Origin of the sequence: Rhizobium sp. Leaf262 (assembly GCF_001422245.1) — a bacterium.
Classification (GTDB): Bacteria; Pseudomonadota; Alphaproteobacteria; order Rhizobiales; family Rhizobiaceae; genus Agrobacterium.
On record NZ_LMMM01000021.1, the window covers coordinates 83891 to 98365 of the forward strand.

11 protein-coding genes are annotated in these 14475 nt (G+C 57.8%); 1 reads left to right on the forward strand and 10 read right to left on the reverse strand.

Annotation, left to right across the window (positions count from 1 at the left end):
- Positions 1–32: 32 nt before the first annotated feature.
- Complete coding sequence (locus ASF29_RS22490; RefSeq protein ID WP_062452909.1) at positions 33–2027, forward strand: BCCT family transporter; 1995 nt, start codon at positions 33–35, stop codon at positions 2025–2027.
- Between the two features lie 71 nt (positions 2028–2098).
- On the opposite strand, the gene lpdA is transcribed toward ASF29_RS22490, so the two are convergent.
- The 10 genes from lpdA to zapE form a co-directional block, all read right to left on the reverse strand.
- Positions 2099–3505, reverse strand: a complete 1407-nt coding sequence (gene lpdA / locus ASF29_RS22495) for a dihydrolipoyl dehydrogenase (RefSeq protein WP_062452910.1) — start codon at positions 3503–3505, stop codon at positions 2099–2101.
- Between the two features lie 24 nt (positions 3506–3529).
- Positions 3530–4282, reverse strand: a complete 753-nt coding sequence (locus ASF29_RS22500) for an SDR family oxidoreductase (RefSeq protein ID WP_062453133.1) — start codon at positions 4280–4282, stop codon at positions 3530–3532.
- A 26-nt stretch (positions 4283–4308) separates the two neighbouring features.
- Positions 4309–4950 (reverse strand): LysE family translocator, encoded by a 642-nt coding sequence (locus tag ASF29_RS22505; protein ID WP_062452911.1) that lies wholly within the window; start codon positions 4948–4950, stop codon positions 4309–4311.
- A gap of 9 nt (positions 4951–4959) precedes the next feature.
- The gene (locus ASF29_RS22510; RefSeq protein WP_062453134.1) at positions 4960–5373 is read right to left on the reverse strand and encodes an MAPEG family protein; all 414 of its coding nucleotides are present in this window, start codon (positions 5371–5373) and stop codon (positions 4960–4962) included.
- 69 nt (positions 5374–5442) lie between these two features.
- Positions 5443–6681: a 2-oxoglutarate dehydrogenase complex dihydrolipoyllysine-residue succinyltransferase gene (odhB, locus tag ASF29_RS22515; RefSeq protein WP_062452912.1), complete on the reverse strand. Its 1239-nt coding sequence runs from the start codon at positions 6679–6681 to the stop codon at positions 5443–5445.
- Positions 6682–6737: 56 nt separating this feature from the next.
- Positions 6738–9734, reverse strand: a complete 2997-nt coding sequence (locus ASF29_RS22520; protein WP_062453135.1) for a 2-oxoglutarate dehydrogenase E1 component — start codon at positions 9732–9734, stop codon at positions 6738–6740.
- Positions 9735–9905: 171 nt separating this feature from the next.
- Positions 9906–10808: a succinate--CoA ligase subunit alpha gene (gene sucD, locus ASF29_RS22525; RefSeq protein ID WP_062452913.1), complete on the reverse strand. Its 903-nt coding sequence runs from the start codon at positions 10806–10808 to the stop codon at positions 9906–9908.
- A 17-nt stretch (positions 10809–10825) separates the two neighbouring features.
- Complete coding sequence (gene sucC / locus ASF29_RS22530) at positions 10826–12019, reverse strand: ADP-forming succinate--CoA ligase subunit beta (RefSeq protein ID WP_062452914.1); 1194 nt, start codon at positions 12017–12019, stop codon at positions 10826–10828.
- 130 nt (positions 12020–12149) lie between these two features.
- Positions 12150–13112, reverse strand: a complete 963-nt coding sequence (mdh, locus tag ASF29_RS22535; protein WP_062452915.1) for a malate dehydrogenase — start codon at positions 13110–13112, stop codon at positions 12150–12152.
- A gap of 180 nt (positions 13113–13292) precedes the next feature.
- Positions 13293–14456, reverse strand: coding sequence for a cell division protein ZapE (gene zapE / locus ASF29_RS22540; RefSeq protein ID WP_062452916.1), 1164 nt, complete (start codon positions 14454–14456; stop codon positions 13293–13295).
- Positions 14457–14475 lie beyond the last annotated feature (19 nt).

The following is a 14475-nucleotide window of genomic DNA, read 5'->3' on the forward strand; positions in this document are numbered from 1 at the left end:
GCAAATGCACGAATTTCACGAGGGGAACAGACATGGCTGAAGACCAACCGCCCGCCCAAAAACCCGTCGGTTTGACCGAAGGTGTCAACAAACCTGTGTTCATATGGTCCGTTGCGTTGACGCTGGCCTTCGTCATCGCCGGCGTGATCGCACCGGAAGGGTCTGCTGCCGTCTTCAGCTCTGTTCAGTCGTGGATCGTCACCGAACTGGGCTGGATATATCTTCTGTCTGTCGCCATCTTTCTGATCTTCATGCTCTATCTGGGCTTTTCCAGCCATGGAAAAATCAAGCTCGGTCCCAATCATTCAGAGCCGGATTACAGCTACGGCGCGTGGTTCTCCATGCTGTTTGCCGCAGGCATGGGCATCGGTCTTGTGTTTTTTGGTGTGGCAGAGCCGGTCAAACATTTCACCGCACCACCGACGGGTGATCCAGCGACCATCAATGCGGCCCGCACCGCCATGGAAATCAGCTATTTCCACTGGGGCCTACACGCCTGGGCGGTCTATGCCGTCATCGGCCTGTCGCTTGCTTATTTCTCTTTCCGCCATGGCCTGCCACTCACCATGCGCTCGGCGCTTTATCCGCTGATTGGTGACCGCATCTATGGGCCGATCGGCAATGCCGTCGACATCTTCGCCGTTATCGGTACGCTGTTCGGTGTCGCGACATCGCTTGGTCTGGGCGTGCTTCAGGTCAATGCCGGTTTCAACCACGTTCTTGGCTGGCCGATCAGTTTCTGGATACAGCTGCCGCTGATCGTCGTCATCACCGGCATGGCCACCGTGTCGGTCGCGACGGGTCTCGACAAAGGTATCAAGTTTCTCTCGAACCTGAACATGCTGATGGCCGTTGCCTTGATGCTGTTCGTCTTCGTCATGGGCCCGACGACCTTCCTTTTGCGCGCCTTTGTGCAGAACCTTGGCGCTTATCTCGACCACTTCGTGCTGCGCACCTTCTATATGTATGCCTATGCGCCCGATAAGGGACCGAGCGAATGGCTGGGCGACTGGACGCTGTTTTATTGGGGCTGGTGGATTGCTTGGTCGCCCTTCGTCGGCATGTTCATCGCCCGCATTTCCCGTGGCCGCACCATCCGTGAATTCATTGCCGGTGTGCTGCTGGTGCCAGCCGGTTTCAGCTTTGCCTGGATGACGGTGTTCGGTGACACGGCACTTTCCATGCATCTGACCGGCGCAACGACCGCCGTATCGGACGCAGTGGCCAACGATGTGACACTCGCACTCTTCGTGTTCCTCGAACAGTTTCCGCTTGGCGTCTACGTGTCGTGGTTTGCCATGGCGCTGATTGTGTTCTTCTTCGTCACCGGGGCGGATTCGTCAGCCCTCGTCATTGATACGCTGACCTCCGGCGGTCGTGAAGACGGACCGACAGCGCGGCGTGTCTTCTGGGCCATCATATCCGGCGTCATCGGCGCGATCCTGCTTTCGACAGGCGGTCTTGATGCGCTTCAGACAGCCTCCATTGCCGGAGCCCTGCCCTTCACCTTCGTCATGCTGCTGATGTGCTGGGGCCTGTGGAAAGGTCTGCAACGCGAGGGCCTGCGCCAAAACGCGCTCGTCCAGAGCTTGAGGCCCCGTCAATCGGCTAGCTGGCAAAGGCAGTTGCAGGGTATTCTCAACCACCCCGGAAAGGCGGAAACGGAACGTTTCATGCAGGAAACAGCGACGCCAGCACTGGAAGCTGTCGCGCTTGAGCTTGAAAAACGCTCTCTCAATTCGCAGCTGGACAATAAGGACGACAGGCTGAAGCTCACCGTCACGCCGGGCGAAGCGGAAGAGTTCATCTATGGCATCCGCATGCGTCGCTACGAAACGCCGGGCTACAGCTTCTTCGAGAGCCAATCCAGCCGCAAGAGAGCCGAGCACTATTACCGCGCAGAGGTGTTCCTGTCCGATGGCGGCCAGGATTACGATGTGATGGGCTTTACCAAGGAAGAGCTCATTCAGGACGTGCTGGCGCAGTATGACAGGCACTTCCAATACCTGCACGCCATCCGCGTCTAGATCTTGCGATCAGACACAAAAAAGGCCGCAGCCCGGAAACGGGCCTGCGGCCTTTTGCTGGAAATCAGATCTTACATGTGGATCGGCTTGAAGAAGGTGGCGAGCGCTGCTTCTTTCACCGCTTCCGACATGGTCGGATGCGCGTGGCAGGTGCGTCCGAGGTCTTCCGAAGAGCCGCCGAATTCCATCAGCACGGAAATTTCCTGGATCAATTCGCCAGCACCGAAGCCAAGAATGTGACCGCCGAGAACGCGATCCGTTTCCTTGTCAGCGAGGATTTTCACGAAACCATCCGTAACCTGCATGGCGCGAGCGCGGCCATTGGCGGTGAAGGGGAACTTGCCGACCTTGTATTCGATACCGGCAGCCTTCAGTTCCTCTTCCGTCTTGCCGACGGAGGCGACTTCCGGCTGGGTGTAGACGACGCCCGGAATGACATCGTAGTTCACATGACCGTGCTGACCGGCGAGAATTTCCGCCAGCGCCACGCCTTCGTCTTCAGCCTTATGCGCCAGCATAGGACCCTTGACCACGTCGCCAATGGCGTAGATGCCTTCCACATTGGTCTTGTAGTGACCGTCGATCTCGACGCGGCCACGGCTATCCAGCACGACGCCCGCTTCCGCCAGACCAAGACCTTCGGTGAATGGCTTGCGGCCTGTGGAAATCAGCACGACATTGGCATCGAGCGTTTCAGCTGCACCGCCCTTGACCGGCTCGAACACAACCTTGGCGCCATCGCCAGATTTTTCGACAGCGGTCACCTTCGCGCCCAGCTTGAAGTCGATGCCCTGCTTGGCGAACAGACGCTGCGCCTGCTTGGACAGCTCGCCATCCATGCCAGCGAGAATATTGTCGAGATATTCGACGACCGTAACCTTTGCACCCAGACGCGACCAGACCGAGCCGAGCTCGAGACCGATGACACCACCGCCGACGACGATCATCTTTTCCGGAACCTTGGTCAGAGCAATGCCGCCCGTGGAGGAGACGATCACCTGCTCGTCGATATCGACCTGCACGCCCGGAATGCCCGCAACGTCCGAACCGGTTGCGATGACGATGTGCTTGGTTTCGATTTCCTGAACCTCGCCCGCATCGTTGGTCACAGAAACCTTACCGGCAGACACGACCTTGCCGAGACCCTGGAAGGTGTCGACTTTGTTCTTCTTGAACAGGAAGGAAACGCCATCGACATTGGCTTTCACCACGCCGTCCTTATGCGCCATCATCTTGTCGAGGTTCAAGGTCGGAGCTGCAACCTCGATGCCAAGGCTGTCAACGCCATGGGCCACATGCGCAAAGACTTCCGAGGCGTGCAGCAGCGCCTTGGATGGAATGCAGCCAACGTTCAGGCAGGTACCGCCATAGGTCGCGCGCTTTTCGATAACGGCAACTTTCAAACCAAGCTGAGCCGCCTTGATCGCGCAAACATATCCGCCGGGGCCTGTGCCGATTACAACTACATCATATGCCATCATTTTTTCCTTCATTATTGGCGTCTATCTGCCGCCACTCACATTCAATATCGCTCCCGTGACATAGGAAGCTTCGGGCGAAAGCAGGTATAAAACCGCATCCGCAATTTCCTGCGCTGTCCCGGGGCGTTGCATCGGCACCAAATGTGCCAAATCTCTTGCGCGATCCGGTAATCCACCTGAGGCGTGAATATCGGTGTCGATGATGCCGGGCCGGATGGCATTCACACGGATACCTTCATTCGCGACTTCGCGGGCAAGACCAATGGTAAATGTATCGACCGCGCCTTTCGAGGCAGCATAATCCACATATTGGCCCGCGCTGCCCAGAACCGCAGCCGCCGAGGAAATATTGACGATCGAGCCGCCGTTTCCACCGTGGACAGTAGACATTCGTCTCACCGCCTCAGATGCGCAGCGGATTTTTCCGATCACATTGATCGCAAACATACGGTCAAGCCGCTCCCGCGAAAACTCGTCGACACGTGCAGTCTTGTCGACCACACCAGCATTGTTGACAAGACCGTCGATCTGCCCAAAATCCTTATCGACGGCATTGAAAATTGCAGCAATGCCGTCCTCGGTTCCCGTGTCGCCCTGCACGATGCGGGCGACACCACCGTCGGAAACGATCTTATCCGCAACGGCGCGCGCGGCGTCTTCGTTGGACACATAATTGATCAACAGACGCCATCCACGCTGCGCCGCTGTCAGCGCGACGGCAGCACCTATACCGCGACTGCCACCTGTCACAACGAGAACGGGGCCATCTGTCATTGCGCTCATCCCTCCAGGCTGCCGCGTCAAGCAGACTTTTCCGTGGCCAGCTTGATGCCGAGCGCGATGAACACAACGCCGCTGGTGCGGTCGATCCACTGGCTGGCGCGAGAAAAGGCTGCGCGCATGCGCGGCGTTGTCATGAACATGCTGACACCGACGAACCAGAGGATGAGGCAGCTAGCCATGACGAAGCCATAGCCGAACTTGATCGGAACCGGCGTATGCGCATGAACGACAGTCGAGAAGATCGACAAAAAGAAGAAAACCGGCTTCGGGTTGAGCGCATTGGCGGCAAAGCCCAACGTGAAAGCCTTCACGCCGGACTGACGTTTCTGCTGAACCAGCTCAGCGCCATCGGCCTCTGGCATCTCCATCTTGCCAGCCCGCAAAGCCTTGATCCCGATATAAATCAGATAGGCGACGCCGAGCCATTTGACGATGTTGAAGAGGTAGATCGACTGCGAGATGATCAGGCCGAGCCCAAGGATCGTATAGGTCACATGGAACATCAGCGAGGTGCCGACACCAAAGCTGGTGATAATGGCTTCACGGCGTCCGTGCGTCATCGCCTGGCGCATGACCATGGCGAGATCGGCGCCTGGGGACACGATGGCGAAAGCGAAGATCGCCATGAGTGATGCAAGTTCAATGAGATATTGGTGCATCGACTGTCCTCAGAACAACAAGACAAACAGCATGAGCAGAAGCCCGATCATGGAGCCGATCCAGACCAGCGACCGGACATAGGGGATGCCCGCCAGATATAGCGGGATATAGACGATGCGGCAGACAACCCAAATCCATGCACCAATCAAGGCAATCCCAGCAGGATCACCCGCCATAATGGCGCCGAAGGCCAGAGCGATAAAGGCGACATAAGTTTCGAGAAAATTCGAGGCTGCGCGCTCTGCACGGCCAGCCAGCTTGCCCTGCGGTTTTTTGCCGTCGTCACGCGGACCGGCATTCCAGCTGCTTCCAAGCTCTTTCGTCGCGATCATGGCCTGCAGCGCGATGTGCACCATCAGAATGAGCACACTGACCCCTACGAGGGGCAAAAACGGCGATGCGGCGAGGAAAGTGGGTTGCACGAGCAAGCTCCTGAGACAATTTCAGCGGGATTTCACTTGAAACCCCGCTGACCGAAAAAGCAAGTTCGATCAGAGATCGAGAACCAGACGTTCAGGATCCTCAAGGCTTTCCTTGACGCGAACGAGGAAGGTCACGGCTTCCTTGCCATCCACGATGCGGTGATCGTAGGACAGGGCCAGATACATCATCGGACGGATAACGACCTGACCGCCGATGGCGACCGGACGCTCCTGGATTTTGTGCATGCCAAGAATACCGGACTGCGGCGCGTTCAGGATCGGCGAGGACATCAGCGAACCGTAGACACCACCGTTGGTGATGGTGAAGGTGCCGCCCTGCATGTCGGCCATGCCGAGCGAGCCGTCGCGGGCTGCCTTGGCAAGACGACCCAGTTCCTTCTCGACGCCTGCGATGGAGCGCTGGTCGGCATCACGGATGACCGGCACGACCAAGCCCTTATCAGTGCCGACAGCCATGCCGACGTGACAATAGTTCTTGTAGATGATGTCGGTGCCGTCGATTTCAGCGTTAACCGCTGGCAGTTCCTTCAGCGCGTGGGTCACGGCCTTTGTGAAGAAGCCCATGAAGCCGAGCTTGACGCCGTGCTTCTTCTCGAACACGTCCTTGTAGCGATTGCGCAGTTCCATGACCGCCGTCATGTCCACTTCGTTGTAAGTGGTCAGCATGGCGGCTGTATTCTGCGCATCCTTGAGGCGGCGGGCAATGGTCTGGCGCAGGCGCGTCATCTTCACGCGCTCTTCGCGAACGGCATCGCCTTCGGAAGAAACCGGACGAGGTGCTGCAACGGCAGCAGGGGCAGCGGCTGGAGCCGACGTACCCTTGGCAACAGCGGCCAGAACGTCACCCTTCAGAACCTGTCCACGCTTGCCGGAACCATCGACCTGATCGGCAGAGAGGTTGTTTTCAGCCAGCAGCTTTCCGGCAGCCGGTGCTGGCGGCATGGAGCTTGCAGCAGGAGCAGCGGACACAGCAGGTGACGGGGCAGCGGCGGCAGGTTCGGCAGCCTTTGCCGGTGCAGCGGCGGGCGCAGCCGAAGCGGTGCCGGCAGCACCTTCAGCGATCTGGCCGAGAAGAGCGTCGAGACCAACCGTTTCACCGTTCTGTGCGACGATTTCTGTCAACACGCCCGAGGCAGGAGCTGGAACTTCAACGGTTACCTTGTCGGTTTCCAGTTCTACCAGCGGCTCATCGGCCTTGACGGTATCGCCAACCTTTTTGAACCATGTTCCGACAGTTGCTTCGCTGACGGACTCGCCGAGGGTTGGTACGCGGATTTCAGTGGCCATGATCTAGTTCCGTTTCATCAGATATCTGTTTTGCGAGGGTGCGTGTGGGAGAGATTTCACTCTCCCAGCGCGTCTTCCAGGAATGCCGCGAGCTGCGCGAGGTGCTTGGACATCAGGCCCGTTGCAGGCGATGCAGCAGCCGGACGACCCGTGTAACGGACCTTCTGGTACTTGGCATCGATATGCGCCAGAACCCATTCCAGATAAGGGTCGATGAACGACCACGCACCCATGTTCTTCGGCTCTTCCTGGCACCAGACCATCTCGGCATTGCGGAAGCGGGACAGCTCGTTGATGAGCGCCTTGGCCGGGAACGGATAAAGCTGTTCGATGCGCAGCAGGTAGACATCGTCGATGCCACGCTTTTCGCGCTCTTCGAGAAGATCGTAATAGACCTTGCCGGTGCAGAGCACGACGCGGCGGATCTTCGAATCCTTCTGGAGCTTGATCGGACCGTCCTTGATGACCTCCGCATCGTCCCACAGAAGACGGTGGAAGGAGGACTCGCCACCCAGTTCGGTCAGCGAAGACGTCGCACGCTTGTGGCGCAGCAGAGACTTCGGCGTCATCAGGATCAGTGGCTTGCGGAAGTCGCGCTTCACCTGACGGCGCAGGATGTGGAAGTAGTTAGCCGGCGTCGTAACGTTGGCGACCTGCATGTTGTCTTCGGCGCACATCTGCAACCAGCGTTCCAGACGAGCGGACGAATGTTCCGGGCCCTGACCTTCATAGCCATGCGGCAGAAGGCAGACGAGACCGGACATACGCAACCACTTGCGTTCACCCGACGAGATGAACTGGTCGAACACGACCTGCGCACCGTTGGCGAAGTCACCGAACTGGGCTTCCCACAGCGTCAGCGCATTCGGGCGGGCCAGCGAGTAGCCATATTCGAAACCGAGAACAGCTTCTTCAGACAGCATGGAGTTGATAACTTCGTAGCGAGCCTGCGTTGGCGCAAGGTTTGCCAGCGGAATATAGCGCTCTTCCGTCTCCTGATCGTAGAGGACCGAGTGGCGCTGCGAGAAGGTACCGCGTTCGCAATCCTGACCGGACAGACGGATCTTGTGACCGTCTACGACCAGCGAACCGAATGCCATGGCTTCCGCCATCGCCCAATCCAGACCTTCGCCGGTCTCGATCATGTTGGCGCGGTTTTCCATGAAACGCTGAATGGTCTTGTGCGCCTTGAAGCCCTCAGGAATGGTCGACAGCTTGCGGCCGATTTCCTTGAGCTGCTTCATCGGAGCGCCGGTCTTGCCACGACGCTGCTCATCGGCATTGTCGGCGGCACGCAGACCGGACCACTGACCGTCCAGCCAGTCGGCCTTGTTCGGTTTGTAGCTCTGGCCGGCTTCGAATTCCTGCTCCAGATTGGCGCGCCAATCGGCCTTCATCTTTTCGAATTCGCCTTCGGTCAACAGACCTTCGGCAATCAGGCGCTCCGCATAGATATTCGCAACGGTCTTGTGCGCGCGAATGACCTTGTACATCTTCGGTTGCGTGAAGGACGGCTCGTCGCCTTCGTTGTGGCCGAAGCGGCGATAGCAGAACATGTCGATGACGACAGGCTTGTGGAACTTCATACGGTATTCGGTCGCAACCTTGGCCGCATAGACCACCGCTTCCGGATCGTCACCATTGACGTGGAAGATCGGCGCTTCGATCATCTTGGCAACGTCGGATGGATAAGGCGACGAGCGCGAGAAGCCCGGATTGGTCGTGAAGCCGATCTGGTTGTTGATGATGAAGTGCATGGTACCGGCAACGCGGTGACCGCGCAGACCGGACAGGCCGAGAATTTCAGCAACCACGCCCTGACCGGCAAAAGCGGCATCGCCGTGCAGCAGCAGTGGCAGAACCTTGGCACGCTCGGACAATGGAATGGTATCGCCATCCCACGACTTGGCAAGCTGGTCCTGCTTGGCGCGGGCCTTGCCCATGACGACAGGGTTGACGATTTCAAGGTGCGACGGGTTGGCCGTCAGCGACAGGTGAACCTTGTTGCCATCGAATTCGCGGTCGGAAGACGCACCCAGGTGGTACTTCACGTCACCAGAACCTTCGACATCGTCAGGCTTGAACGAACCGCCTTTGAACTCATGGAACACGGCGCGGTGCGGCTTGCCCATGACGTTCGTCAGAACGTTCAGACGGCCACGGTGGGCCATGCCGAGAACGACTTCCTCCAGACCGTCCTGGCCGCCACGCTTGATGATCTGTTCCAGCGCCGGGATCAGCGATTCGCCGCCATCGAGACCGAAACGCTTGGTGCCTTTGAAGCGAACGTCGAGGAACTGCTCATAGCCTTCGGCTTCGACCAGCTTGGACAGGATCGCCTTTTTGCCTTCAGCTGTGAAGGCAACGCCCTTGTCCGGGCCTTCGATACGTTCCTGAATCCAGCCCTTTTCTTCCGGGCTCGACATATGCATGAATTCGACGCCAAGCGTCGAACAATAGGTGCGCTCGAGAATCTCGATCATTTCGCGCACGCTGGCATATTCGAGGCCAAGGACGTTATCGATGAAAATCTTGCGGTCGTAGTCGCTTTCCTCGAAGCCGTAGGACTTCGGCGACAGCTCGTTGTAATCCTCAACCGCGCTGGCAATGCCCAGCGGATCGAGCTTGGCATGCAGGTGGCCGCGCATGCGGTAGGCGCGGATCATCATGATGGCGCGGACGCTGTCGCGTGTCGCCTGAAGAACCTCTGCCTCGCTCACAGCCTTACCGGTTTCAGCACCCTTGGCTTCCGCCTTGGCCTGAACCTTCTTTTCGATAGCCTTTTCGACGGTGGCCCAGTTGCCATCCAGCGCCGAAATCAGATCGCCATTGGCGGCAATCGGCCAGTTGGAACGCTTCCAGGAAGCGCCCTTCGCCGCAGCCTTCACATCTTCGGGATTGTCGGAAAGCCCCTTGAAGAAGCTCTGCCATTCTGGAGACACGGAGGACGGATCCTCCTCGTACCGGGCGTAGAGCTGCTCGATATAGGCCGCATTCGCGCCGTCTAGAAACGACGTGATCTGAAACTGCTCGTTGGCTTCTTGCCTTGCCATTGTGTTTTCGCGGACGTATTCGCCCGCCTCCTCAATCCCGTTGATGACCGTTTCCGGTCTGCCGCTTTCGTTCACGCCATCAGGTCTCACCTTAAGGCGTCAGTCTTTCTTCTTGCGGCTTCGGGCAGGCTGCCGTTTCCGACCCCTGCCCGCTGCCAAATTGATGCGATCTCAGCCCTTGAGGACTTCGACCAGCGTCTTGCCAAGGCGTGCCGGGGAAGGCGAAACCTTGATGCCCGCTGCTTCCATGGCAGCGATCTTGGATTCCGCGTCGCCCTTGCCACCGGAAACGACAGCACCGGCGTGGCCCATGGTACGTCCCTTTGGAGCGGTACGACCTGCAATGAAGCCAGCCATTGGCTTCTTACGGCCCTTCTTGGCTTCGTCGATCAGGAACTGTGCTGCTTCTTCTTCTGCTGCACCGCCGATTTCGCCGATCATGATGATCGACTGCGTGGCTTCGTCAGCGAGGAACATTTCCAGCACGTCGATGAACTCGGTGCCCTTGACCGGGTCGCCGCCGATACCGACAGCCGTCGTCTGTCCCAAGCCTTCGTTGGATGTCTGGAACACAGCTTCGTATGTAAGTGTGCCGGAGCGCGACACAATACCAACAGAACCCTTGCGGAAGATCGAGCCCGGCATGATGCCGATCTTGCACTCTTCCGGCGTCATGATGCCTGGGCAGTTAGGCCCGAGCAGACGCGAGCTGGAGCGGTCGAGGCGGGCCTTGACGCGAACCATGTCCATGACAGGAATGCCTTCGGTGATGCAGGTGATGAACGGAATTTCCGCATCGATGGCTTCGATGATCGCGTCTGCGGCGCCGGCTGGCGGAACGTAGATCACGGATGCATCTGCACCGGTCTTTTCCTTGGCTTCGGCAACCGACGCAAAGATCGGCAGGCTTTCGCCCTTCGAACCGGTCCAGGTTTCGCCACCCTTCTTCGGGTGAATACCGCCAACCATCTGCGTACCGTAGTACGCAAGCGCCTGTTCGGTGTGGAAGGTGCCGGTCTTGCCGGTCAGACCCTGAACGAGGATCTTGGTGTCTTTGTTTACAAGAATAGACATTATTTCAAGTCCCTCAATTAGCCGTTGATCGCCGCAACGATCTTCTTGGCTGCATCGTCCAGGTCGTCGGCAGCCGTAATCGCAAGACCCGATTCGTTCAGAAGCTTCTTGCCCAACTCGACATTGGTGCCTTCGAGGCGCACGACGAGAGGAACCTTGAGACCAACTTCCTTCACCGCGGCGATAACGCCTTCGGCAATGACGTCGCACTTCATGATGCCGCCGAAGATGTTGACGAGGATGCCCTCGACCTTCGGGTCAGCCGTGATGATCTTGAACGCAGCCGCAACCTTTTCCTTGCCAGCGCCACCGCCGACGTCGCAGAAGTTTGCAGGCTCTTTGCCGTACAGCTTGATGATGTCCATCGTTGCCATGGCGAGACCAGCACCATTGACCATGCAGCCGATGTTGCCATCGAGCGCCACATAAGCGAGGTCCCACTTGGAGGCTTCGATTTCCTTGGCGTCTTCTTCGGTTTCGTCGCGCAGCAGCTTCACGTCGTCGTGACGGAAAATCGCGTTGCCATCGAAGGACATCTTGGCGTCGAGAACGCGCAGATGGCCGTCGGTCATGACGATCAGCGGGTTGACTTCGAGAAGAGCCATGTCCTTTTCGACGAAGGCCTTGTAGAGCGCTGGGAAGAGCGCCTTGGCGTCTTCGGCAGCAGCACTGGAAAGCTCCAGAGCCTTGGAAATAGCCGCAACGTTTTCAGCCGTCACACCCGTTTCAGGGTTGATGGCGATGGTGTGAATCTTCTCAGGCGTGTCATGGGCAACAGCTTCGATGTCCATGCCGCCTTCGGTGGAAACCACGAAAGCAACCTGACCGACCGAGCGGTCGACCAACAGCGAGCAATAAAGTTCGCGGTCGATGTCTGCGCCGTCTTCGATGTAGAGGCGGTTGACCTGCTTGCCAGCATCGCCCGTCTGCGCTGTCACCAGCGTGTTGCCAAGCATGTCCTTGGCGTGGGAAACGACTTCTTCGATGGATTTGGCCAGGCGAACGCCGCCCTTTGCGTCAGGGCCGAGTTCCTTGAACTTGCCCTTGCCGCGACCACCAGCATGAATCTGGCTCTTGACCACGTAAAGCGGGCCAGGAAGCTGCTTTGCAGCGGCTTCGGCTTCTTCGACCTTGAGGATAGCAACCCCTTCGGCCACCGGCGCACCATAGCCCTTCAGAAGAGCCTTGGCCTGATACTCATGAATATTCATGGATTAATCCCTGTTTGTAGCCACTTAGAGCGTCCCGCGTCCTCAGACGCAGAAGGACGCTCTAAACTATTGAATCTACGCATCGTGCCTTGCAAAACCGAGTTCGGTTCTGCGCCGATGCGTCAGGCAATTACTTCAGCGACGGAGCAATGTTGACGCAGGCTTCGCAAAGACCCGCAACCGCGCCGACGGACTTCTGGAAGGCAGCTTCCTCGTCCTTGTTGAGTTCGATTTCGATGATGCGCTCGATACCGCCTGCACCGATGACTGTCGGGACGCCGACATACATGTCGTTAACGCCGTACTGACCCGAGAGGTAGGCCGCAGCAGGCAGAACCCTCTTCTTGTCCTTGAGGTAGGATTCGGCCATCTCGATGGCGGAAGCAGCAGGTGCATAGTATGCAGAACCGGTCTTCAGCAGGCCAACGATTTCAGCACCGCCATCACGCGTGCGCTGAACGATTTCTTCCAGACGCTCGGCAGTGAGCCAGCCCATCTTGACGAGGTCGGTCAAAGGCACGCCAGCAACCGTGGAGTAACGTGCGAGCGGCACCATGGTATCGCCGTGGCCACCCAGAACGAATGCAGTGACGTCTTCAACGGAAACATTGAATTCTTCGGAGAGGAACAGGCGGAAGCGCGCGCTGTCCAGAACGCCAGCCATACCGACGACCTTGTTCTTCGGCAGACCGGAGAACTTCTGGAGAGCCCAGACCATAGCGTCGAGCGGGTTGGTGATGCAGATCACGAAAGCATTGGGGGCATATTTCTTGATGCCAGCGCCAACCTGCTCCATGACCTTGAGGTTAATACCGAGAAGATCGTCGCGGCTCATGCCGGGCTTGCGGGCAACACCGGCGGTGACGATGCAGACATCTGCGCCTTCAATGGCGGCGTAATCGGACGCGCCCGTCAGCTTGGCATTGAAACCTTCAACAGGACCGGACTGGGCAATATCCAGACCCTTACCCTGTGGAATGCCGTCAGCAATGTCGAAGAGGACGATATCGCCCAGTTCTTTCAGACTGGCCAGATGCGCCAGCGTGCCGCCGATCATGCCAGAACCAATAAGTGCAATCTTTTTGCGAGACATCGAATGCTTCCTCTCGAGCTTCAATTCAATTTCGCCGCTGATGTATGGCGGCCTTAAATTGTCGCACTCGACTTAGCTTTATTGGCCCGAAATGGCAACAGATTCTTTTGATACAAGTATTTTCAATCGTTTAGATAATAAATTTCTTACGTAAACGTAAGAAATTAAATAACAGAACTGTCATGCGGCGGCGCGCTTCTCGTTGTGCAGAGCGAGGTAGTCAGCGCTTCGCATCTCGAACAGGCGCGACGCCGTTCGGTCAAACTCGAAACCTTCCGTACCCTTTCGCTTGCCCAGCAAATCCTCTGGCATGGCAGCAGCAGAAGCAAACAGCCTTGTCGTGTGATCGTAGAGCGCATCGACCAGGATGATGAAACGCTTCGTCTCGTTGCGCTTATCGGCACTGAGGAGCGGGATGTGGTCGATAAAGATCGTATCGAACCGGTCGGCAATGGCCAGAAAATCCGATGCACCGAGCGGCTTTTCACAAAGGTCGGAGAAGGAAAAACGTGCAACCCGGCCCGCCGCACGGGGAACATGGATCGAGCGGCCCTTGATGGCGATTTCCGTCGGCGCAACGGCATGGCCTTCCGTCAGCTGGCGCCATGCCATGTCCATGGCCTTGTCTGACGCATCATCCAGCGGCGTGACGTAGACGGGCAGGCTTTTGATTTTTTCCATCCGGTAGTCGGTGGGGCTGTTCAGCGTGACGACAACCACGTGCTGCTGGAGCAAGTCGACAAAGGGCATAAACAGGCTACGATTGAGCCCGTCCTTGTAAAGATTGTCGGGCAAGACGTTGGACGTCGTCACCAGCACGCAGCCATTGGCAAAAAGCTCGGCAAACAGGCGAGCAAGGATCATAGCATCGGCGATATCCGTGACCGAAAACTCATCGAAACACAGCAGCTCCGCCTCGGCCAGCAACTGTGCGGCCACTGGCGGGATCGGGTCCGCCTGCTTGGTTTCGCCGCTCTTCAATTTCTGACGATGCGCGTGGACGCGATTGTGAACATCAGCCATGAATTCATGGAAATGGCAGCGCCGTTTCTTTTCGACAGGGGCCAGCTGAAAGAACATATCCATCAGCATCGTCTTGCCACGCCCCACGCTGCCCTCGACGTAAAGACCTTTGACGCCTGTAGCGGGTCCGGCTTTTTTCGCAAACATCCAGCCCAGCGCGCTCTTTTTCTTGGCGGGCTTGCGGATTTTGAGATCGGTCAGAATACGGTCGAGCTGTGCGGCCACATCCATTTGTGCGGCGTCGGCCTTCAGTTCGCCAGAGGCGGTCAATGCGTTGAGTTGCTCAACGACGCTATGATTGTAGTCTGGTAATGGCTTCATGAAAGCGCCTCAGACGCGA